This window comes from Streptomyces sp. NPDC046985, from assembly GCF_040644415.1.
In the GTDB taxonomy this organism is placed as follows: domain Bacteria; phylum Actinomycetota; class Actinomycetes; order Streptomycetales; family Streptomycetaceae; genus Streptomyces.
Window position 1 is genome coordinate 76,184 of record NZ_JBEYWK010000022.1, and the last position, 21,997, is coordinate 98,180.

Sequence of the window (21,997 nt, forward strand, 5' to 3'; positions counted from 1 at the left end):
CGTTCTGTATGACCTCATGCAGAGTTCTTGATGTCTGAATAGGAACTGGTCGGGGAGTACTCTCCCGGGGCGTCGACGACTTCTGGAGGGGGAGCACGTCATGAGCGTGACCGACAGCCCTGCCGCACGGCTTCAGGCGCTCTTCGAGGGGCACCGGCTCACGCCGACCCAGCGGCGCATCGCGCACAGCATGGTCCGGCGGGCCGCCGACGTGCCCTTCCTGTCCAGCGTCGAGCTGGCCGAGCTGGCCGGGGTCAGCCAGCCCTCGGTGACCCGGTTCGCGGTCGCCCTGGGCTTCGACGGCTATCCGGCGCTCCGCCGCCACCTGCGCGAGGTCGCGCCGGGCGAACCGGCCGCGCAGCCGGCGTCGTACAACGAGTACCAGGAGGCCGTCGAGGCCGAGATCGAGAACCTGCGGCACCTGGCGGAGGCGCTGGCCGACCCGGGTCCGGTGCGGGAGGCGGGCCGGGTCCTCGCCGCCTCGCGTCCGCTGCCGGTGCTCGGCCTGCGGGCCGCGGCGGCGCAGGCGTACGGGTTCGCCTACTTCGCGGGCAAGGTGCACCCGGACGTCCGGCTGCTCGACGAGGGCGGCACGATGATCCAGGACCGCATCGACGGCGCCGTGCGGGCGGGCGCCTCGGCGCTGCTGTGCTTCGCGCTGCCGCGCCATCCGCGCGAGGTGGTGGACACCCTCGCCTACGCCAAGGAGGCGGGGCTGACCGTCGTCACGGTCGCCGACTCGCCCTTCGCGCCCGTCGCCCGGCACTGCGACCTGCTGCTGCCCGGCGCCGTGGGCACCGGGCTCGCCTTCGACACCGCGTGCGCGCCGATGCTGCTCGGGCGGGTGCTGCTGGAGGCCATGTGCGACTGCCTGCCGGACGCCCAGGCCCGGCTGGAGGAGTTCGACGGCCGGGCGGCGGCCCGCGGGCTGTTCGTGGACTGACCCGGCGACGGCCGCCGTGCGGCACCCGCTGTCGCCGTGCGGCACCCGCTGTCGCCGTGCGGCACCGGCTGCCGCCGGGTGACGCCTGCTGCCGCGGAGGGGAGCCGGGCCGTCCCCCGGCGGTCCGGCTCCCCTGGGCGGGACAGTCCGCTCAGACCTCCAAGTCCTCCTCGATCCTGCGGAGCTGATGGCGGGCCATGGCGAGGTTGGCCCGCTTGGCGTCCAGGGCGAGATAGAGGAACAGCCCGTTGCCCCCGCGCCCGCCGATCAGGCGGATCAGGTGGTACTGGTCGCTCAGGGTGATCAGGATGTCCTCGATCTCGCTCTTGAGGCCGAGGTGCTCCATGGTGCGCATCTTGGCCCGTACGACGTCGGTGTTGCCCGCGGCGGCGACGTTCAGGTCGAACGTCTTGCTGCCGCCCATCGTGCCCAGCGCCATGCCGCTGGTGTAGTCGACGAGTGCGACGCCGGTCGCGCCCTCGATGGAGGCGAGGGCTTCCTTCAGGCAGGTCTCGGTGTTGGCCATGGCCGGTCTCCTTGTTCGGTCAACTCTCGGTGGTAGTGGGCGTACTGGCGCCCGTGGCGCGCGGCGTGCGAGCGGTCCTGGCGCGGTGGGCGGGGGGCCGGGCGGGCGGGCCCGGCTTCGGGTCCTTCGCCGGGGTGACCCGGCCCAGGCCGCGGGCCGCGGTCTCGGCGTCGACCAGCTCGCCGACGCGGGCGCCCGCCCTGCGGCCCTCCAGGTGGAGGCGGCCGACGTTGACGCGGTCCTGCGCGAGCAGCGTCAGGACGGCGGTGCGGCCCGCCGCGTAGACGGCGACGTAGCCGTGGACGCCCCGCACGAGGAGTTCGCGCAGTTCGCCCTGGCCGGTCGCGTCCGCCATGCGCACGGCGACGCCGAGCGCGGTCGCGGTCAGGGCCGCCACCCCCTCCGGCTCCACGCCCGGGGTGTCCTGGGCCAGGACCAGGCCGTCGACGCTGGCGGCGAGGGCGCCGGTGAGCTGGGGGACGCGGGCTCGCAGTCGGCGCAGTTCCTCCAGGATCTCTGGCTCGGCTGCCATCCGGTGTCTCCTCTCAAAGGGCCTCCAGCGCATCCCTGAGCCTCTTCAGCAAGGTGATGTGGGGGTCGGTGGTGCGGGCCAGCCGCTCGGCGGCGCCCGCCGCCGGGTCCGCGCCGGGGTCAGGCGGGGCGGGCTGCGGCGGCGCGGGCGCCGGGCGCGGGGCGATGAGTCCCGCCGACGCCAGCCGCCGCACGTCCACCAGGGTGTGGAACGCCTGGCGCCCCAGCTCGTGCGCCAGGTCGGTGGCCGTGCGGGCGCCGTCGACCCGGTCCAGGAGTCGCCGCTGACGGCTGGTCAGCTTCGGCGCCGCGCTGGCGTGGGTGCGCACCAGCGGGGCGCCGTCCGGGCCCGCGTGCGGCCAGATGCGGTCCAGCAGGTCGCGGCGGCGCAGCGTCTCGCGCTCCAGGGCGGCGACCGGGACCGGCAGGATCGGCCCGAGCCGGTGGGCGACGCCGTAGCGGAAGCGGCCGGGGGCGCTGCTCGGGGCGAGCGCGAAGTAGGCGGCGTCGTATAAGGCGCCCAGGTGGCACAGTTGCAGCGCTCCCTCGGTCAGACGGCCGTCGGCGAGCAGCAGGTGCGCGGCGCCGCGCCGGTCGTCGGCCCGGGACAGCGCGTCCCGCCAGACGTCGGCGGTGAGCGTGCCGTGCGCGGTGAGCAGGGCGTCCAGGCTCGGTGCCAGCGGGCTCTCGGCGTGCACCACGCGTCCCTCGGCGAGGTAGAGGGCGCCGCGCTCGCGGACGAGGACTCCGCTGGCGCGCTCGGCGGCGAGCCGGGTCAGCATCGGGGAGAGGCCGCCCCAGGCGCGGTCGGCGGCGGCTGCGCGGTCGCGCACCGGGAGCCGGGGCGGGGGAGGGGCGGGAGTGTGGACCACGGTCATCCCAGGACCAGCCGCTCGGCCATCTCGCCCAGGCGGATGCGCGCCAAGGCGAGGTTGCCCTCCGCCCGGGTCAGCCACAGGTGCAGGAACACGCTGCTGTCGAAGGAGGTGTCCACGAACCGCAGCAGGTGGTAGCTGTCCCGGTTGCTGACGATCACGTCCTCGACCGGGGGGCGGTCGCCGCCGTGGTCGTCGTCGGCGGCGAACGCGCCGTGCTCGGCGGCCAGCCGGGCCAGCTCGGCGGCCTCCGTCGCGGAGGTCTCGTGGTCGCCGCCCGGGGAGTCCCCGACGGCGCCCAGGGCCAGGCCGCTCGTCCAGTCGACCAGCGCGGCGCCGCGCGCGCCGGGCAGCCGCATGGCCTCCAGTAAGCACTCGTCGATTCCGGGCACCGCTGCTCCCCTCCTGCCTGGATCCCGCCTGATTCCGCCGGTGACTTCGGCTCGGTGACGCCGACGCTACTCACCGTGTGCGGAGGCGGAGGGGGTTCTGGCATTTTCCAGTGGAACATGCGGTCGAGGAGCTAGTGTGGGTCGGCTGTCCCGCATCCTCCCCCGTCGCCCGGCCGTCGTCCGGTGCGCGTCAGGCGCGTCCGGGAGCGTTCAGGGTGGTGAGAGCCGCGGCGTGCGCCCCGCCGGCCTCGGCCACGATCTCGTCCACCGTCTGCGCCGCGCGCACGGTCGCGAAGGCCACCGCGCCGGCGCCGTCCGGCGCGAAGCCGTGGATGCCGGGACGGGGCAGCGAGTTGTAGGCGTAGTGGTGGGCGAAGTAGTACGCGCCGGTGTCCAGCGCCGCCACCAGGTCGCCCGGCTCCAGGCGGGGGAGCGCGCGGGCCTCGGCGAGCAGATCGCCCGCGAAACAGGCCGGTCCGGCGACGTCCTGCACCAGTTCGGGGCCCGTCTTCGGCCGCCCCTCGGCGTCGTAGACGGCCAGCCGCAGCGGCCAGGCGCCCGGCGCGTACACCGTCCGGGTGGCCACCTGCACGCCCGCGTGCGTCACGGCGACGGGCCGCCCGCCGGCGCTCTTGGTGTACTCCACCCGCGCCACCACCAGGCCCTGCTTGGCCAGCAGCGACCGCCCGAACTCGGTCACCAGGCCATACCGCCCGCCCAGCAGCCCCGGCGCCGCCTCGCCCAGCAGCCGCGCGTACTGGGCGTACGTCGGCGCGGTCGTCTCCGAGCCGAAGTTGACCGGCAGGCCGCCGCCGATGTCCAGGGTGTCGATCTGCCGCCGCCCGGCCCGCGCGTTGACCTCCTCGGCCAGCGCGTACGCCTCCGCCACCCCGCGCGCCATCAGCGAGAGCGGAACGCCCTGCGAACCGGTGTGCGTGTGCAGCCGGGTCAGCCACGGCCGCTCCAGGTACGCCCGCACGACCCACTCGCGCGCCCCCGCGTCGCGCAGCGCCACCCCGAACTTCGAGGTCGCCGTCGCCGTCGACAGCGCCCCGATGGATCCGCCGCCCACCTGCGGATTCACCCGGATTCCGAGCGGCGAGCGGACGGCGCCGGGCCCGGCCGCGCCCACCAGGGCGTCGATGCGGTCCAGCTCCTGCGGGTTGTCCGCGTTGACGGCGATGCCCGCCTCCAGCGCGTCGCGCAGCTCGGCCGGGCTCTTGGCGGGCGAGTCCAGGACGGTGCGGGCGGGCGGCACCCCGGCGGCGCGCGCGAGGGCCAGCTCGCCCGGACTGGCCGCCTCCGCGCCGATGCCCTCCTCGCTGAGCAGCCGCAGCACGGGCACGAGCGGGGCCGCCTTCACCGCGAAGGCGTGCAGCACCGGCGTCCCCGGCGCCGTGGCCGCGGCGAAGGCGCCTGTCAGCTCCGCCGCCGCCTCTCTGATGCCGGTGACGTCGAGCAGGCAGACGAGCGGCGAGCCGGGGCCTAGCAGCCCCTGCCGCACGGCGGCCCGTACCGCCTCGTCCCGCCGCGCGGCCCGCCCGCCGTCCGCACGGCCCGCCCGTCCCTCGTGACCGTCTCCGTGTCCCATGCCCACGCCCCCCGTGTCGTTCAGGTCTTTCAGGTCTTTCAGATCCCTGTGGTCATGCACGTCGTGCGGGTCGTCCGTGTCGTATCCGTCGCCTGCGTCGCGTGCATCGCCTATGTCATCGATGCCGTCCGTGTCCTCTATGTCGTCGCTGTCGTCACTGTCGTCCATGGCGTCCCTGTCGCTCAGCCGCGCGTGCGCCCCTGCTCGTGCAGCTCGTCCGGCGCGTCCGGCGCGTTTGACTCGTCCGGCCCGTCCAGCCATACACCCCGGACGTGCCCCGTGTCGGCACACCGACGTATTGACTAGCTCTATTCAGAGGTTCAGGATGTGAATAGAGTCAGCAACAGTCCGCCGGGAGCAACCGCCAGGAGGCACACCATGTCAGGACCCCGCCCCGTTCGTTCCCCACACGGCACGGAACTGAGCGCCCTGGGATGGCAGCAGGAGGCCGCGCTGCGGATGCTCCAGAACAACCTGGACCCCGAGGTCGCCGAGCACCCCGACAAGCTCGTGGTCTACGGCGGCACCGGCAAGGCCGCCCGCGACTGGCGCTCCTTCGACGCCATGGTCCGCACCCTGAAGACCCTCAAGGCCGACGAGACGATGCTCGTCCAGTCCGGCCGCCCCGTCGGCGTCATGCAGACCCACGAGTGGGCCCCGCGCGTGCTGCTGGCCAACTCCAACCTCGTCGGCGACTGGGCCACCTGGGAGGAGTTCCGCCGCCTGGAGGCCCTCGGCCTGACCATGTACGGCCAGATGACCGCGGGCTCCTGGATCTACATCGGCACCCAGGGCATCCTCCAGGGCACCTACGAGACCTTCGCCGCCGTCGCCGCGAAGAAGTTCGGCGGCACCCTCGCCGGGACGATCACCCTCACCGCCGGCCTCGGCGGCATGGGCGGCGCCCAGCCGCTCGCCGTCACCATGAACGACGGCGTGGTCATCTGCGTCGACTGCGACCCGCGCGCCATCGAACGCCGCATCGAGCACCGCTACCTGGACGTGAAGGCCGACTCCCTCGACCACGCCCTGGCGCTGGCCGCCGAGGCGCGCGACCAGCGCAGGCCGCTGTCCATCGGCGTGCTCGGCAACGCCGCCGAAGCGGTCCCGCGACTGCTCGCCATGGGCGCGCCCATCGACATCGTCACCGACCAGACCTCCGCCCACGACCCGCTGTCCTACCTGCCGGTCGGCGTGGCCTTCGAGGACATGGCCGAGGAGGCGGCCAAGGACCCGGCGGGCTTCACCGTCCGCGCCCGCGAGTCCATGGCCCGGCACGTCGAGGCCATGGTCGGCTTCCAGGACGCCGGCGCCGAGGTCTTCGACTACGGCAACTCCCTCCGCGGCGAAGCGCGACTGGCCGGGTACGAGCGGGCCTTCGCCTTCCCCGGGTTCGTCCCCGCCTACATCCGGCCGCTGTTCTGCGAGGGCAAGGGGCCCTTCCGCTGGGCCGCCCTGTCCGGCGAGGCGTCCGACATCGCCAAGACCGACAAGGCGATCCTGGAGCTGTTCCCCGAGAACGAGTCGCTGGCCCGCTGGATCAAGCTGGCCGGTGAGCGCGTCCACTTCCAGGGCCTGCCCGCGCGCATCTGCTGGCTCGGCCACGGGGAGCGCGACAAGGCGGGCGAGCGGTTCAACGACATGGTCGCCGGCGGCGAGCTGAAGGCCCCGGTCGTCATCGGCCGCGACCACCTGGACTGCGGCTCCGTCGCCTCCCCGTACCGGGAGACCGAGGCCATGCTCGACGGCTCCGACGCCATCGCCGACTGGCCGCTGCTCAACGCCATGGTGAACGTGGCCTCGGGCGCCTCCTGGGTGTCGATCCACCACGGCGGCGGCGTCGGCATGGGCCGGTCCCTGCACGCCGGACAGGTCACGGTCGCCGACGGCACGGCGCTGGCCGGTGAGAAGATCCGCCGGGTGCTGACCAACGACCCGGGCATGGGCGTCATCCGGCACGTGGACGCCGGGTACGACATCGCGGAGCGGGTCGCCGCGGAGCGCGGGGTGCGGGTGCCGATGCGCGAGGGTGACCAGGCGTGAACGAGCCGAACGCCGATCACCGGGCGCGGGTTGCGGACGCGGGGGCCTGGGCGCGAAGCGGGGTCCCGAGTGTGGGCACCGACGCGGGTACGGGTGCGGGCGCCAACGTGGGCGCGGATTCCGGTGCGGGCGGGGGCGCCGACACGGCGGCCCCCGCCAGCGCGGTCGTCCCCGCCGACACAACCGCCCCCGCCTCCGCCGACGCAACCGCCGCCTCCGCCGACGCGGTCACCCCCACCCCCAGCTCCGCCGACGCAGTCACCCCCGCCTCCACGCCCGCCGTCTCGCGGAACGCGTGCCCACGTCCGGCGCCGGGGGCCCCGGACGGCAGCGTCTCCTACGGTCCCACCGGCGCCTCGTTCCACGAGATGTGGCGCGACCTGTCGCCCCTCGGTCGCCACGCCGACTCCGGCGGCTACCGCCGCTACGCCTGGACGGGCGCCGACGCCGAGTGCCGGGCCTGGTTCGAGGACCAGGCCGCTGCCCGCGGGCTGGCCTGCGAGGTCGACCGCAACGGCAACCAGTGGGCCTGGCTCGGCGATCCGGCCGCCTCAGACGCCGTGGTCACCGGGTCGCACCTCGACTCCGTGCCCGACGGCGGCGCCTTCGACGGCCCCCTCGGAGTCGTGTCGTCCTTCGCGGCGCTCGACGAACTGCGCCGCAGGGGCGCGCGGTTCGCCAAACCGCTGGCCATCGTCAACTTCGGCGACGAGGAGGGGGCGCGGTTCGGGCTCGCCTGTGTGGGATCACGGCTGACCGCCGGCCGGCTCACCGCCGAGCAGGCCCGTCGCCTCACCGACGGGGACGGCGTCACCCTGCCCCAGGCCATGGAGGCCGCCGGGTTCGACCCGGACGCCATCGGCCCGGACCCGGAGCGGCTGGCGCGGATCGGCGCCTTCGTCGAGCTGCACGTCGAGCAGGGCCGCGCCCTGGACCTCACCGGGGACGCCGTCGGAGTGGCCAGCGCGATCTGGCCGCACGGACGGTGGCGGTTCGACTTCCGCGGCGAGGCCAACCACGCCGGCACCACCCGCCTCGCCGACCGCCGCGACCCGATGCTGTCCTACGCCGAGACCGTGCTCGCCGCCCGCCGCGAGGCCCGGCTCGCCGGGGCCGTCGCCACCTTCGGCAAGATCGCGGTGGAGCCGAACGGCGTCAACGCGATCCCCTCCCTGGTGCGCGGCTGGCTCGACTCCCGCGCCGCCGACCAGCAGACCCTGGACACGGTGGTCTCCAGCGTCGAGAAGGCGGCCCGCGACGCGGCCGCGGAGCACGGCGTCGACCTCGACGTGGTCCGCGAGTCGTTCACCCCCGTCGTCGAGTTCGACCACGCCCTGCGCGACGAACTCGCCCGCATCCTGGGCCGGGACGCCCGTCTGACGGCGCCGGTGCTCGGCACCGGCGCCGGACACGACGCCGGGATCCTCTCCGAGAGCGTCCCCACCGCCATGCTGTTCGTGCGCAACCCCACCGGCGTCTCGCACTCCCCGGCCGAGTTCGCCGCCGAGGACGACTGCGCGGCCGGGGTGCTCGCCCTCGCCGACGTACTGGAAGGACTGGCGTGCCCGTGATGCCGGACCAGCGGAAGCGGACGTACTGGCTGGAGCACGCCTGGCTCGGCGCCCACGCCGAGCCGGGCGTGGCGCTCGACGTGGACGGCGGCCGCGTCGCGGCCGTCCGCACCGGCGTGCCCGCCCCGCCGCCGGGCGCGGAGGCGCTGCGCGGACTCACCCTCCCCGGCCTGGCCAACGCCCACTCGCACGCCTTCCACCGCGCCCTGCGCGGCGCCGTCCAGGCCGGCGCCGGGACCTTCTGGACCTGGCGCGAGACGATGTACGCCACCGCCGACCGGCTCACCCCGGAGACGTACCACGCGCTGGCCCGCGCGGTGTACGCCGAGATGGCCCTGGCGGGCGTCACCGCCGTCGGCGAGTTCCACTACGTCCACCACGCCCCGGGCGGCGCCCGGTACGCCGACCCCAACGCCATGGGCGAGGCGCTCATCGAGGCCGCCGCCGCGGCCGGGATCCGCATCACCCTGCTCGACGCCTGCTACCTCTCCTCGGGCTTCGGCCGGCCGCCGGACGCGCACCAGCTCCGCTTCTCCGACGGGACGGCGGAGGAGTGGGCCGCACGCTGTGCACTTCTCAAGGAACGGGATCACGCACGGATCGGGGCGGCCGTGCACTCGGTGCGGGCCGTGCCCGCGGACGAGCTGGCCACCGTCGCGCGGTGGGCGCGGGAGCGGCGGGCCCCGCTGCACGTGCACCTGTCGGAGCAGACCGCCGAGAACGACGCCTGCCTCCAGGCCCACGGGTGCACCCCCACCCGGCTGCTCGCCGACCACGGCGTCCTCGGCCCGCGCACCACCGGCGTGCACAACACCCACCTCACCGAGGAGGACGTCGCCCTGCTGGGCGGCGCGGGCGCCGGGACCTGCATGTGCCCGACCACCGAGCGGGACCTCGCCGACGGCATCGGGCCCGCCGTCGCGCTCCAGCGCGCCGGCTCCCCGCTCAGCCTCGGCTCCGACAGCCACGCGGTCATCGACCTCCTCGAAGAGGCCCGCGCCATGGAGCTGAACGAGCGGCTGCGCACCCGCACCCGCGGCCACTGGACGGCCGCGGCCCTGCTGCGCGCCGCGTCCGAGGACGGCCACCGGGCCCTGGGCTGGGACGACGCGGGCCGCCTCGCGCCGGGGGCGCTCGCCGACTTCACGACCGTCGCCCTGGACTCGGTCAGGACGGCGGGCACACGGCCGCGACTGGCCGCGGAGACCGCCGTATTCGCCGCCACCGCGGCGGACGTGCGCCATACGGTCGTGGGCGGGCGCCACATCGTCCGCGACGGCGCCCACACCCTCGTACCGGACGTGCCGGCGGCGCTTGCGGACGCCGTCGCGGACCTGCGCGGCTGACCTCCCGCACCGCCCGGCCGACCACCCACGCCATCTCCGAGGACGCCATGAGCAGCACAGTCATCAGCAACATCGCCACGCTGGTCACCAACGACCCCTCCCTCGGCGACGGATCTCCGCTCGGTCTGGTCCGGGACGCGGCCGTCGTCATCGACGGCGACCACGTCGTGTGGACCGGTGAGACAAGCAAAGCACCCGCCACTGACAACCGGGTCGACGCGGGCGGCCGGGCGGTGCTCCCGGGGTTCGTGGACTCCCACTCGCACCTCGTCTTCGCGGGCGACCGCACCGAGGAGTTCAACGCCCGCATGTCCGGCCGCGCCTACAGCGCCGGCGGCATCCGCACCACGGTGGCCGCCACCCGCGCCGCCGCCGACGCGGAACTGGAGGCCACCCTCACCCGTTACCTCGCCGAGGCGCTGCGCCAGGGCACCACCACGTTCGAGACCAAGTCCGGCTACGGCCTGACCGTCGCCGACGAGGCCCGCGCGCTGCGCATCGCCGCCGCGCACACCGACGAGGTCACCTATCTCGGCGCCCACATCGTCGCCCCCGAGCACGCCGAGGACCCGGCCGCGTACGTGGACCTGGTCACCGGGGAGATGCTGGACGCCTGCGCCCCGTACGCCCGCTGGATCGACGTCTTCTGCGAGAAGGGCGCCTTCGACGGCGACCAGGCCCGCGCGATCCTCACCGCGGGCAAGGCGCGCGGCCTGCACCCGCGCATCCACGCCAACCAGCTCTCCCACGGCCCCGGCGTGCAGCTCGCCGTCGAACTGGACGCGGCCAGCGCCGACCACTGCACCCACCTCACGGACGCGGACGTCGACGCCCTTGCGCACAGCGACACGGTCGCCACGCTGCTGCCCGGCGCCGAGTTCTCCACCCGGGCCGCCTGGCCGGACGCCCGCCGCCTCCTGGACGCCGGCGCCACGGTCGCCCTGTCCACCGACTGCAACCCCGGCTCGTCGTTCACGTCGTCGCTGCCGTTCTGCGTCGCGCTCGCCGTGCGCGACATGGGGATGACGCCGGACGAGGCGGTCTGGTCGGCCACCGCGGGCGGGGCCGCGGCGCTGCGCCGTACAGACGTGGGACGTCTCGCGCCCGGCGCCCGCGCCGACCTGATCCTGCTGGACGCCCCCAGCCACGTCCACCTCGCCTACCGGCCCGGCGTGCCCCTGGTCAGCGCGGTCTGGCGGCGCGGCGTACGCGAGGTCTGAGCCGAGGCCCGGCACGCCAGGCCCCCGGCACGCCAGGCCCGGCACGCGGCACGCCCGAAGCCCAGCCCTCGGTGCATCCGACCCCCGGCAGCCGGCCTACCCGGCACGCCTGGGGCCTGACGCCCGGGGCCCGACGCCCGGCACGCGGCCCGGGATCCGGCGCGCCCGGGGCTCGGCACCTGGCACCCGGCCCACCCGGGGCCCGGCGGGCCCGGGATCCGGCACGCCCGACGCCCGAAGCCCGGGATCCGGCGCGCCCGGCACCCGACACCGGGCACGCCCGATGCCCAGCCCCCGGTGCACCCGACGTCCGGCACCGGCCTACCCGGGCCCGACGCCCGGGACCCGGCGAGCCTGGGATCCGGCGCGCCCGGTACGCGCCCGGCGCCGACGCGGTGCCCCGCGCCTCATTCCTCCAGGGTGAGCCCCTTGCGCAGCCGGACCAGCGTGCGCGACAGGAGACGGGAGACGTGCATCTGCGAGATGCCCAGCTCCTCGCCGATCTCCGACTGGGTCATGTTGGCCACGAACCGCAGGGAGAGGATCGTGCGCTCGCGGGAGGGGAGCCCGGCGATCAGCGGCTTCAGCGACTCGACGAACTCGATGCCCTCGAGACCGTGGTCCTCGTAGCCGATGCGGTCCGCCAGCGCGCCCTCGGAGTCGTCCTCCTCGGGCTGGGCGTCCAGCGAGGAGGCGGTGTAGGCGTTGGACGCCGCCATGCCCTCGACCACCTCGTCGTTCGTCAGCCCGAGGCGCTCGGCCAGCTCCGCCACGGTCGGCGCGCGGTCCAGCCGCTGCGCCAGCTCGTCGCCGGCCTTGGCCAGGTCCAGCCGCAGTTCCTGGAGGCGCCGCGGCACCCGCACGGACCAGGAGGTGTCGCGGAAGAAGCGCTTGACCTCGCCGATGATGGTCGGCATCGCGAAGGTGGGGAACTCCACGCCGCGGGACAGCTCGAAGCGGTCGATGGCCTTGATCAGGCCGATGGTGCCGACCTGGATGATGTCCTCCATCGGCTCGCTGCGGGAGCGGAAGCGGGAGGCGGCGAACTTGACCAGGGCGAGGTTCAGCTCGACGAGGGTGTTGCGGACGTACGCGTGCTCGTGGGTGCCTTCCTCAAGGGTCTCCAGCCGCTCGAAGAGGGTCTTGGACAGCGCCCGCGCGTCGTCGGGGGCCACCTCGTCGTAGGGAGGGATGTCCGGGAGCCCCGCCAGAGCGTCTGCCACATCGGGCCGCGCGGCGCGCTCGGCGCGCGCGGCGCCGCCGAGGCCGGGACGCCCGCTCGGGTCCCGAGGGGCCGGAGGGGATGTCGACGTCGCCGTCCGGGTATGCGAGGCGTCGAGCCGGGGTGACATGATGTCCTCCATCGTTCTCGGCATACGGCTGCCGAAGCCAGGTCGTGCACTGCGGTGTGCGGCGCCTCCGAAGCCAGCCGTGTCGGGTGCGTGTACCTATTAGCCCTACCCGCTTTCCCAACACGACCGCAAGTGCGTTCTGTCGTCATATGTCCGTTTCTGTGCGGTTGTTCGGGTGTCGGAGGGGTGAGGGAGGGCGTAGTGTTCGAGGGCGTCAGTCAGCAGTCGAGACACCCGGGAGAGAGAGACGGCATGGACCGCGGGACGGTCGGCAGCGCACAGTCGGGCCGGCTTCTGGTGGAGGTTCGGCAAGAGGGGCCCAGTGCCGTCGTGACACCGGCGGGTGAGCTGGACCATCACACGGCCGACCTGCTGCGCGAGCCGCTTGACGAGTGCCTCGACAAGGGGCGCTCGCGCCTCGTCGTGGACTGTTCGCGCCTGGAGTTCTGCGACTCCACGGGGCTGAACGTCCTGCTGGGCGCGCGCCTGAAGGCGGAGGCCGCCGGGGGAGGCGTGCACCTCGCCGGAATGCTGCCTGTGGTGGCGCGCGTGTTCGAGATCACAGGGGCGGACGCCGTCTTCAGCGTGCACGACACGCTTGAGGACGCGCTGGCCGACGGGACCGGCTGAGCCGCCTCCAGGCCGTCGTGTCTCCCCTGGTCGCCCCCCTTCCGTTCCTCCGTGCTCCGCGCGCGGTCCGCTGCGCGTGCGGACCTGCGGTCGGACCGCTGCGGGCGCTCTGCCCCATGGGCCGGAAAACGGGGGTGTCCCACCGGATCGGTCGGGCAGGAGTCTTCCTGTGAACGGATCGACCGGCGACGCGACGGGAACCCGGCGATGCTCCTGCGTGTACAGGCGAGCAGTGACGTGTGCAGTGACTTTTGATGTGAATCGTGAACTGGTGAATCGGTGAGGTGAAGCGCTGATGAGCACCACCCGGCCTTACTCGCCGGGCGACCGCGGCCACGAGCCCTGCGGCGCTTCCGGAGTGTCCGAGGAGGGCGCGCCGGTGGACGGGACGTCCGCCGGAGTGGCGGCGGCCGTGCCTGCGGCGGCGCCGTCTGAGGGCCGTCAGGTCCGCAGGCTGAGCTTCGACGGCGAGAGCGGCGTCGTGCCGCTCGCCCGGGACTTCGCCCGGCAGGCGCTGTACGCCTGGGGCTGGCTGCCCGCCGAGGGCGCCGACCGGCGGGCCGCCGCGGAGGACGTCCTCCTCGTCGTCTCCGAGCTGGTGACGAACGCCTGCCTGCACGCCGAGGGCCCGGATCTGCTGGAGATCGCCTGCGACCGCAAGGTGATCCGCGTCGAGGTCTCCGACCGGGGCGCCGGCCAGCCGTCCCCGCGCACCCCGCACCGGGCCGGCCGCCCCGGCGGCCACGGCATGTTCATCGTGCAGCGCCTCTGCCTCGACTGGGGCGTCGTGCGCACCCCCGGCGTGGCGGGCAAGACGGTGTGGGCGGAGCTGGGCGTCCCCGCGTAGCGGAACCGGGCGCGCACCGCGTGGGCGACTGCGCGCGTGGGCGCCCGCCTGTGTGGGCGCCTGCCCTCCGCTCGCCCCCAGCGAGGTCTGCTCGCCCCAACGGCGCCCAGCGCCCCGGCCGCACACCCATGGCGCCCCGTCGCCCCCGTACGGCGCCCAGGCGCCCCGCCGCACCTCTACGGCGCCCCGCGCCCCCACCGCACCCCTAGGGCGCCCCGCGCCCCCGCAGGCAGCACCCCCGAAAACCCCGAAGGGCCCCCGCCCCCAAGTGGGTGCGGCGGCCCTCCGTGAGACCAGCTAGTACGTGCCGAGAGGCGGCGAAGACGTGCGGGTCAGTGCACGTCTCCCATCAGCTCCCTGACCTTCTTGCGGTACATCCACACCGCCGCGCCGGCGGCGACGGCGACGAACGCCTCCAGGGCGACGATGCCCGTCTTGTTCAGGTCGACGCCGGCGATGGACAGCAGACCGGTGGTCGCGTCGCCGGCGGTGACCGCCAGGAACCAGACGCCCATCATCTGCGAGGCGTACTTCACGGGCGCCATCTTCGTGGTGATCGACAGGCCGACCGGCGAGAGCGTCAGCTCGCCGACGGTCTGCACGAAGTAGATCGCCACCAGCCACAGCGCGGCCGCCTTGTGACCGCCGTCGGCGATGGCCAGCGGGGCCAGGAAGAGGAAGAAGGACGCGCCGATCAGCACCAGGCCCATCGCGAACTTCACCGCGGTGCTCGGCTCCTTGCCGCGCCGGGCGAGGGCCAGCCACATCCAGGCGAAGACCGGCGCGAGCGCCATGATCATGATCGGGTTGACCGACTGGTACCAGGAGACCGGGAACGCCCAGCCGAAGACGCTGTTCTTCGCCGACTCGTCGGCGAACAGCGACATGGTCGAGCCGCCCTGGTCGTAGATCATCCAGAACACGGCGGCGGCCACGAAGAACCAGATGTACGCCGTCATCTTGGACTGCTCGGTGCGGTCCAGGTCCTTGTCCCGCTTGATGCGGACGATGACCATGACGGGGATGAGCAGGCCGGCCACGGTGATCGGGATCAGCAGCCAGTTCAGGGTGTAGTGGCCGGAGAAGCCGACGACGGCGTAGAAGACCGCCGCGACGACCGCCCACAGGGCCGACTTGCGCAGCACGCGCGTCTTCTCCTGGGCGGACAGCGGCGTCGGGACGACGCTGGATTCGGCGTCCAGGTGGCGCGAGCCGAGCAGGAACTGGGCCAGGCCCAGGGCCATGCCGAACGCGGCGATGGCGAACCCGATGTGCCAGTTGACGCTCTCGCCGACCGTGCCGATGACCAGCGGGGCGATGAAGGCGCCCAGGTTGATCCCGATGTAGAAGATCGTGAAGCCGCCGTCACGGCGCGGGTCGTCGACGCCCTTGTACAGGTGGCCGACCATGGTGGAGATGTTGGCCTTGAGCAGACCGGAGCCGACGGCGACCAGGCCGAGGCCCGCGAAGAAGCTGCCGGACCACGGCAGGGCCAGCGTCAGGTGGCCGAGCACGATGACCGAGCCGGCCACGGCGACGGTCTTGCGGGGGCCGAGCACCCGGTCGGCGAACCAGCCGCCCGGCAGGGCGAGCAGGTACACGAGGGACAGGTAGACCGAGTAGATCGCGGTCGCGGCGGCCGCGTTCATGTGCAGGCCGCCCGGCGCCACCAGGTACAGCGGGAGCAGTGCCTTCATGCCGTAGTAGGAGAAGCGCTCCCACATCTCGGTCATGAAGAGGGTGGCCAGTCCGCGGGGGTGGCCGAAGAAGGTCTTCTCGGAGCCGGGGGTGCCCGGTTGAGCCGAGTCCTTCGTCAGGCTGGACGCCATGGTGGTTCCTTGCTGGTCGGGACGCGTCGCGTCGCGCGGATACGCGCCCGGTGGAGCGGCCGGCGCCGGGGACGCTCGCCCACCCCACGCCTGGGGGGATTCCGCCCCGGGTCACGGAGCGGCGGACGGCGGCCACCGGGATCCACGCCTCACGACGCGTCGATGCGTCCGCTGAGGCCCGGCCCTAGGTCATTCCTCTGCGAGCCGGTGCGGACCGGCCCGCGTACACAAAAGGGGACCTTCTGCGTCAGACGCGCGCTGAAGGTCCGCTGTGCACTACAGGCGTTCAGATCACCATACGGCAGGACACCGCCTGATATGGAAGGCGTTGAGAGGGGGATCACAGCAGGTGAGGGAACCGCGCGGGTGCTTTGGCGGGTGTAGTAAAGGATGACATCCGCGGAGCGCCGGCGCGGACCGGGCGGCCCGCGGGAGAGACTGGGCGGCGGCCGCGGCCCGGCCGGACGGCGGGCGGCGCCCGGCCGGAAGGTAAGAGCGGCGACGGACGATCACACCGCAGCACCGCCCCTGCCCCTGGCGGCGGCGGACTACCATCACCTCATGACCCGAGTACTGCTCGCCGAGGACGACGCGTCCATCTCGGAGCCGCTGGCCCGCGCACTGCGCCGGGAGGGCTACGAGGTCGAGGTCCGTGAGGACGGACCCACCGCACTCGACGCCGGAATGCAGGGGGGCGTCGACCTGGTCGTGCTGGACCTCGGTCTGCCGGGCATCGACGGCCTGGAGGTCGCCCGCCGGCTGCGCTCCGACGGGCACGCCGTGCCCATTCTGATCCTGACCGCGCGCGCCGACGAGGTGGACACCGTGGTCGGCCTGGACGCGGGCGCCGACGACTACGTCACCAAGCCGTTCCGGCTCGCCGAACTCCTCGCCCGGGTCCGGGCCCTGCTGCGCCGCGGCGCCGCCGAGCCGCAGCAGCCGCCCGCCACGCACGGCGTGCGCATCGACGTGGAGTCCCACCGGGCCTGGATGGGCGACGAGGAGCTTCAGCTCACCGCCAAGGAGTTCGACCTGCTGCGGGTGCTCGTACGGGACGCCGGCCGGGTCGTCACCCGGGACCAGTTGATGCGCGAGGTCTGGGACACCACCTGGTGGTCGTCGACCAAGACCCTCGACATGCACATCTCCTGGCTGCGCAAGAAGCTCGGCGACGACGCGGCGAACCCCCGCTACATCGCCACCGTGCGCGGCGTCGGCTTCCGGTTCGAGAAGAGCTGAGCGAGCCGCCCGCCGGGCGCCCGACCGTCCGCCCCCGCCCCGGCCGTCCGCAGGCCGGTCGCGAAGAGAGCCGAACGTAAGAGGTCATGCGCCGCCGACTGATCCAGTCCACGCTCGCCGTGGTGCTCGTGGTGATCGCCGTCTTCGGCGTCTCGCTGGTGATCGTGGAGACCCGCACGATCAGCAACAGCGCCCAGGAGCGGGTGGACTCCGAGGCGCTGCGGCTGGCCAGCATCGTCGACAGCCGGCTGCTCGGCGCGGAGGACGTCGACGCGGAGATCCTGAAGGAACAGGTGGCGCCGGGGCAGTACGCGGTGATCGGCATCCCCGGCCGGGCGCCCATCGCGGTCGGCGCCGAGCCGGCCGGCGACGTCATCCACTCCACCGCCCGCGGCGAGCAGGGCGAGACGGTCCGGATGGAGGAGTCCCGGTCCTCGGTGACCCGCGAGGTCGGCCGCACCCTGCTGATCATCGGCCTGGTGGCGCTGCTGGCGGTGGTGGCGGCGGTGCTGCTCGCGATCCGCCAGGCCAGCCGGCTGGCGTCCCCGCTCACCGACCTGGCCGAGACCGCCGAACGCCTCGGCTCCGGCGATCCGCGCCCCCGCCACAAGCGCTACGGCGTCCCCGAGCTGGACCGGGTCGCCGACGTGCTGGACTCCTCCGCCGAGCGCATCGGCCGCATGCTGACCGCCGAGCGCCGGCTGGCCGCGGACGCCTCCCACCAGCTCCGCACGCCGCTGACCGCGCTGTCCATGCGGCTGGAGGAGATCACCCTGACCGACGACCTGGACACGGTGAAGGAGGAGGCGAACGTCGCGCTCACCCAGGTGGAGCGGCTCACTGACGTGGTGGAGCGCCTGCTGACCAACGCCCGCGACCCGCGCACCGGCTCCGCGGTCTCCTTCGACCTGGACGAGGTCATCGAGCAGCAGATCGCCGAGTGGCGCCCCGCCTACCGCAGCGCCGGACGCGCCATCGTCTGCTCCGGGAAGCGGCATCTCCAGGCCGTGGGGACGCCGGGCGCGGTCGCGCAGGTGCTGGCCGCGCTGATCGAGAACTCCCTGATGCACGGCGGCGGCACCGTGGCGCTGCGCACCCGCGTGACCGGCAACCAGGCGGTCGTGGAGGTCACCGACGAGGGTCCTGGCGTCCCCGCCGACCTGGGCGCCCGGATCTTCGAGCGCACCATCAGCGGGCGCAACTCGACGGGGATCGGCCTCGCGGTCGCCCGCGACCTGGCGGAAGCCGACGGCGGCCGCCTGGAGCTGCTTCAGTCCCAGCCGCCGGTGTTCGGCCTGTTCCTGTCCCGTACGCCGCCGAAGAAGCCGTCGGACGCCGAGCCGACGGTGCGGTGAGCCGGCCGTGCGGTGAGCCGGCCGTGCGGTGAGCCGGCCGTGCGGTGAGCCGACCGTGCGGTGACTGGGCGGTGACCAAGCCCCGGACGCGCCCGGTACGCACGGCTCAGCTCAGCGGGAGACCTTCGGCCGCGGGCTCTTCGTCGCCTGCGCGCGCAGGAGGGCCTCCGCGCCGGTCACGGTCTCGGGGCGGGGGGCGGTGCGGAAGACCCAGGTGCGGTAGGACCAGAAGCGGAACAGGGTCGCGATGCCGATGCCGAGGAACTTGAAGACGTTGCTCTGCAGCGGGCTGTCCCAGCGGAAGCCGTAGGTGGCCAGGTACAGCACGCCGTTCTCGATCACCAGGCCGATCACGCTGAACAGCAGGAACAGCCCGAGTTCCCGGGTGCGGCCGCTCTTGTCGCGGTCCCGGTAGGTGAAGTAGCGGAACCCGACGTAGTTGAAGACGATCGAGACGATCGTGGCGATGACGCTCGCCCGCACCACCTGGAGATCGGTGACGTGCCGCACCAGGTTGAAGACGAGCAGGTTGACCAGGAGCCCCGCCCCGCCCACCGCGCCGAACTTGGCGGCCTCGCGCCATACCCGGCCGGCACGCCGCGCCAGCGTGCCCTGGGGGGCCGGGGGCGCCGATCGGCGCCCCGAGGAACCGTGTTCCATGGTCGTGCAGGCCCCCGTCCGGGTCGGTGTCGTCAACCCCGCCATGCTAACCAGCGGCCCGGCCGCGCGCCCGTGGACCGGCCACGCGTCGCGAAACCCGTCGGAAAGAGTCCGAAAGAGCCGAAGGCGACGGCGGAATCCAGCCTTCCTCGCGTGGCCGATACCCTGGGGGTGTGACGTTTCCGGTAGTCGGCATGGTCGGCGGTGGCCAGCTCGCTCGTATGACACACGAGGCGGGCATCCCGCTCGGCATCAAGTTCAAGCTCCTCAGTGACACTTCTCAGGACTCCGCGGCGCAGGTGGTGGGCGACGTCGTCGTCGGCGACTACCGCGACCTGGAGACGCTGCGCGCTTTCGCGCGGGGCTGCGACGTGATCACCTTCGATCACGAGCACGTCCCCACCGAGCACCTGCGGGCCCTGGAGGCGGACGGCGTCGCCGTGCGCCCCGGCCCCGACGCGCTCGTGCACGCCCAGGACAAAGGGGTGATGCGCGCGAAGCTGGAGGCGATCGGCGTGCCGTGCCCGCGGCACCGGATCGTCTCCGGACCCGAGGACGTGGCCGCCTTCGCCGCCGAGGGCGACGGCTTCCCCGTCGTGCTGAAGACGGTGCGCGGCGGCTACGACGGCAAGGGCGTGTGGGTCGTCGACTCCGCCGAGGAGGCCGCCGAGCCGTTCCGCGCCGGCGTCCCGGTGCTGGCCGAGGAAAAGGTCGACTTCGTCCGTGAGCTGGCCGCGAACGTCGTGCGCTCGCCGCACGGACAGGCCGTCGCCTACCCGGTGGTGGAGTCGCGGCAGGTCGCCGGCGTCTGCGACACCGTGATCGCCCCCGCGCCCGGCCTCGACGAGGCCCTGGCCCTCGAGGCCGAGGAGACGGCGCTGCGCATCGCCAAGGAACTGGGCGTCGTCGGCCACCTCGCCGTCGAGCTGTTCCAGACCCGCGACGGCCGGATCCTCGTCAACGAACTTGCGATGCGGCCGCACAACTCCGGCCACTGGTCGATGGACGGCGCGGTCACCTCGCAGTTCGCCAACCACGTCCGCGCGGTCCTCGACCTGCCGCTGGGCGACCCGCGCTCACGCGCCCCGTGGACGGTCATGGTGAACGTGCTCGGCGGCGACTACCCCGACATGTACGGCGCGTACCTGCACTGCATGGCCCGCGACCCGCAGCTCAAGATCCACATGTACGGCAAGGACGTGAAGCCCGGCCGCAAGGTCGGACACGTCAACACCTACGGCGACGACCTGGACGACGTGCTGGAGCGCGCTCGTCACGCAGCCGGCTACCTGAAAGGCACGATCACCGAATGAGCCCGGTCATCGGCATCGTCATGGGGTCGGACTCCGACTGGCCCGTCATGGAGGCCGCCGCCAAGGCGCTGGACGAGTTCGAGATCCCCTACGAGGTGGACGTCGTCTCCGCGCACCGGATGCCGCGCGAGATGATCTCCTACGGCGAGCGCGCGGCCGAGCGCGGCCTGAAGGCGATCATCGCGGGCGCGGGCGGCGCCGCCCACCTGCCCGGCATGCTCGCCTCGGTCACCCCGCTGCCGGTGATCGGCGTCCCCGTCCCGCTCAAGCACCTCGACGGGATGGACTCCCTGCTGTCCATCGTGCAGATGCCGGCCGGCGTGCCGGTCGCGACCGTCTCGGTGGGCGGCGCGCGCAACGCGGGCCTGCTGGCCGTCCGGATCCTCGCCGCCCACGACGAGGACCTGCGCGGTCGTATGAGCGAGTTCCAGCAGGACCTGAACGACCAGGCCGCCGAGAAGGGCAAGCGGCTGCGCGCCAAGGTCGAGGGCGCGGCCGGCTTCGGCTTCGGCACGGGGAAGTGACGCCGGTGACCTCCCCCTCCCTGGACGCGGCCCGTGAGCTGCTGCGCGAGTTCCCGGTCGTCGACGGCCACAACGACCTGCCCTGGGCGCTGCGCGAGCAGGTCGCCTACGACCTCGGCGCCCGTGACCTCGCCACGTCCCAGAGGGGTCGGCTGCACACCGACCTGCCCCGGCTGCGCGAGGGCGGCGTCGGCGCGCAGTACTGGTCGGTGTACATCCGCGCGGACCTGCCCGACCCGGTCCCGGCGACGCTGGAGCAGATCGACTGCGTACGGCGGCTGCTCGCCCGCCACCCGCGGGACCTGGCCCCGGCGCTGACCGCGGGCGACATGGAGGCGGCGCGCCGCGAGGGCCGCATCGCCTCGCTGATGGGCGCGGAGGGCGGTCACTCCATCGCGAACTCGCTGGGCGTCCTGCGCTCCCTGCACGCGCTCGGGGTGCGCTACCTGACCCTCACCCACAACTACAACGTGCCCTGGGCGGACTCGGCCACCGACGAGCCCGCCGTGGGCGGCCTGTCGGCCTTCGGCCGCGAGGTGGTCCGCGAGATGAACCGCCTGGGCATGCTGGTCGACCTCTCGCACGTGGCCGCGACGACCATGCGGGACGCGCTGGACGCCTCGGCGGCCCCGGTGATCTTCTCGCACTCCTCCGCGCGCGCCCTGTGCGACCACCCGCGCAACGTCCCGGACGACGTGCTCGAACGCCTCCCGGGCAACGGCGGCGTGGCCATGGCGACGTTCGTGCCGAAGTTCGTCCTCCAGGCCGCCGTCGACTGGACGGCCGCCGCCGACGAGAACATGCGCGCGCACGGCCTGCACCACCTGGACGCCTCCGCCGACGCGATGAAGATCCACCGCGCCTTCGAGGAGGCGCGCCCGCGGCCGATCGCCACGGTGTCCACGGTCGCCGACCACCTGGACCACCTGCGCGAGGTCGCCGGGATCGACCACGTCGGCGTCGGCGGCGACTACGACGGCACGCCCTTCACCCCCGAGGGCCTCGACGACGTCTCCGGCTACCCCCGCCTGATCGCCGAGCTGCTGGACCGCGGCTGGTCGAAGTCCGACCTGGCCAAGCTGACCTGGCAGAACGCGGTACGGGTGCTGGGCGCCGCGGAGGACGTGGCCCGCGAGCAGCAGGCCGCCCGGGGCCCGTCCCACGCGACGATCGAGGATCTGGACGGCTGACGGCGCGGCCGCCGCGGGGA

Annotated in this window: 20 protein-coding genes; 12 read left to right on the forward strand and 8 right to left on the reverse strand. The window is 73.8% G+C overall.

Translation table 11 applies throughout. From position 1 onward, the window contains the following. The first annotated feature begins 100 nt into the window (after positions 1–100). Complete coding sequence (locus ABZ861_RS25930) at positions 101–943, forward strand: MurR/RpiR family transcriptional regulator (RefSeq protein ID WP_361634527.1); 843 nt, start codon at positions 101–103, stop codon at positions 941–943. A 151-nt stretch (positions 944–1,094) separates the two neighbouring features. Here ABZ861_RS25930 and ABZ861_RS25935 read toward each other — a convergent pair whose 3' ends face one another. The 5 genes from ABZ861_RS25935 to ABZ861_RS25955 all read right to left on the reverse strand — a co-directional run bounded on the left by ABZ861_RS25935 (position 1,095) and on the right by ABZ861_RS25955 (position 4,858). After that, positions 1,095–1,469, reverse strand: a complete 375-nt coding sequence (locus tag ABZ861_RS25935) for a hypothetical protein (protein ID WP_361634529.1) — start codon at positions 1,467–1,469, stop codon at positions 1,095–1,097. A 19-nt stretch (positions 1,470–1,488) separates the two neighbouring features. Then, positions 1,489–2,001, reverse strand: a complete 513-nt coding sequence (locus ABZ861_RS25940; RefSeq protein ID WP_361634532.1) for a roadblock/LC7 domain-containing protein — start codon at positions 1,999–2,001, stop codon at positions 1,489–1,491. Between the two features lie 13 nt (positions 2,002–2,014). Then, the gene (locus tag ABZ861_RS25945) at positions 2,015–2,878 is read right to left on the reverse strand and encodes a transcriptional regulator (protein WP_361634535.1); all 864 of its coding nucleotides are present in this window, start codon (positions 2,876–2,878) and stop codon (positions 2,015–2,017) included. Next, positions 2,875–3,267 carry a hypothetical protein gene (locus ABZ861_RS25950; protein WP_361634538.1) on the reverse strand — a complete coding sequence of 131 codons (393 nt, stop codon included), beginning with the start codon at positions 3,265–3,267 and terminating at the stop codon, positions 2,875–2,877. The genes ABZ861_RS25945 and ABZ861_RS25950 overlap by 4 nt, the downstream gene beginning before the upstream one ends. 190 nt (positions 3,268–3,457) lie before the next feature. Next, positions 3,458–4,858 carry a diaminopimelate decarboxylase gene (locus ABZ861_RS25955; protein ID WP_361634671.1) on the reverse strand — a complete coding sequence of 467 codons (1,401 nt, stop codon included), beginning with the start codon at positions 4,856–4,858 and terminating at the stop codon, positions 3,458–3,460. Between the two features lie 378 nt (positions 4,859–5,236). Between ABZ861_RS25955 and hutU the strand changes: the two genes are divergently transcribed. The 4 genes from hutU to hutI all read left to right on the forward strand — a co-directional run bounded on the left by hutU (position 5,237) and on the right by hutI (position 11,038). Then, the gene (gene hutU / locus ABZ861_RS25960; protein ID WP_361634540.1) at positions 5,237–6,901 is read left to right on the forward strand and encodes a urocanate hydratase; all 1,665 of its coding nucleotides are present in this window, start codon (positions 5,237–5,239) and stop codon (positions 6,899–6,901) included. 368 nt (positions 6,902–7,269) lie between these two features. After that, positions 7,270–8,472, forward strand: a complete 1,203-nt coding sequence (locus tag ABZ861_RS25965) for an allantoate amidohydrolase (RefSeq protein ID WP_361634674.1) — start codon at positions 7,270–7,272, stop codon at positions 8,470–8,472. Then, positions 8,472–9,818, forward strand: a complete 1,347-nt coding sequence (locus tag ABZ861_RS25970; RefSeq protein WP_361634677.1) for a formimidoylglutamate deiminase — start codon at positions 8,472–8,474, stop codon at positions 9,816–9,818. Before ABZ861_RS25965 ends, ABZ861_RS25970 begins: the two co-directional genes overlap by 1 nt. Positions 9,819–9,865: 47 nt before the next feature. Further along, positions 9,866–11,038: an imidazolonepropionase gene (gene hutI, locus ABZ861_RS25975; RefSeq protein ID WP_361634543.1), complete on the forward strand. Its 1,173-nt coding sequence runs from the start codon at positions 9,866–9,868 to the stop codon at positions 11,036–11,038. A 407-nt stretch (positions 11,039–11,445) separates the two neighbouring features. Here the strand turns inward: hutI and ABZ861_RS25980 are convergent, their stop codons facing one another. Beyond that, entirely contained in the window at positions 11,446–12,402 is a 957-nt protein-coding gene (locus ABZ861_RS25980; RefSeq protein WP_361634546.1) for an RNA polymerase sigma factor SigF, read from the reverse strand. Between the two features lie 240 nt (positions 12,403–12,642). On the opposite strand from ABZ861_RS25980, the gene ABZ861_RS25985 reads away from it, so the two are divergent. Together ABZ861_RS25985 and ABZ861_RS25990 are read left to right on the forward strand one after the other, a co-directional pair. Beyond that, positions 12,643–13,020 carry an STAS domain-containing protein gene (locus tag ABZ861_RS25985; RefSeq protein ID WP_361634679.1) on the forward strand — a complete coding sequence of 126 codons (378 nt, stop codon included), beginning with the start codon at positions 12,643–12,645 and terminating at the stop codon, positions 13,018–13,020. Between the two features lie 295 nt (positions 13,021–13,315). Beyond that, positions 13,316–13,867: an ATP-binding protein gene (locus ABZ861_RS25990; RefSeq protein ID WP_361634548.1), complete on the forward strand. Its 552-nt coding sequence runs from the start codon at positions 13,316–13,318 to the stop codon at positions 13,865–13,867. Between the two features lie 332 nt (positions 13,868–14,199). Here ABZ861_RS25990 and ABZ861_RS25995 read toward each other — a convergent pair whose 3' ends face one another. Next, positions 14,200–15,696 (reverse strand): oligopeptide:H+ symporter, encoded by a 1,497-nt coding sequence (locus tag ABZ861_RS25995; protein ID WP_361634551.1) that lies wholly within the window; start codon positions 15,694–15,696, stop codon positions 14,200–14,202. 561 nt (positions 15,697–16,257) lie between these two features. On the opposite strand from ABZ861_RS25995, the gene ABZ861_RS26000 reads away from it, so the two are divergent. After that, complete coding sequence (locus tag ABZ861_RS26000) at positions 16,258–16,935, forward strand: response regulator transcription factor (protein WP_361634553.1); 678 nt, start codon at positions 16,258–16,260, stop codon at positions 16,933–16,935. An 86-nt stretch (positions 16,936–17,021) separates the two neighbouring features. Then, positions 17,022–18,290, forward strand: a complete 1,269-nt coding sequence (locus tag ABZ861_RS26005) for an ATP-binding protein (RefSeq protein WP_361634556.1) — start codon at positions 17,022–17,024, stop codon at positions 18,288–18,290. A 111-nt stretch (positions 18,291–18,401) separates the two neighbouring features. Here ABZ861_RS26005 and ABZ861_RS26010 read toward each other — a convergent pair whose 3' ends face one another. After that, positions 18,402–18,950: a GtrA family protein gene (locus tag ABZ861_RS26010; RefSeq protein WP_361634682.1), complete on the reverse strand. Its 549-nt coding sequence runs from the start codon at positions 18,948–18,950 to the stop codon at positions 18,402–18,404. A gap of 173 nt (positions 18,951–19,123) precedes the next feature. Between ABZ861_RS26010 and ABZ861_RS26015 the strand changes: the two genes are divergently transcribed. Genes ABZ861_RS26015 through ABZ861_RS26025 form a run of 3 tightly spaced genes read left to right on the forward strand, consistent with a single transcriptional unit; the run spans position 19,124 to position 21,977 of the window. Further along, positions 19,124–20,263 (forward strand): 5-(carboxyamino)imidazole ribonucleotide synthase, encoded by a 1,140-nt coding sequence (locus ABZ861_RS26015; protein WP_361634559.1) that lies wholly within the window; start codon positions 19,124–19,126, stop codon positions 20,261–20,263. After that, positions 20,260–20,787, forward strand: coding sequence for a 5-(carboxyamino)imidazole ribonucleotide mutase (purE, locus tag ABZ861_RS26020; protein ID WP_361634562.1), 528 nt, complete (start codon positions 20,260–20,262; stop codon positions 20,785–20,787). The genes ABZ861_RS26015 and purE overlap by 4 nt, the downstream gene beginning before the upstream one ends. Beyond that, positions 20,784–21,977, forward strand: a complete 1,194-nt coding sequence (locus ABZ861_RS26025; protein WP_361634565.1) for a dipeptidase — start codon at positions 20,784–20,786, stop codon at positions 21,975–21,977. The genes purE and ABZ861_RS26025 overlap by 4 nt, the downstream gene beginning before the upstream one ends. Positions 21,978–21,997 lie beyond the last annotated feature (20 nt).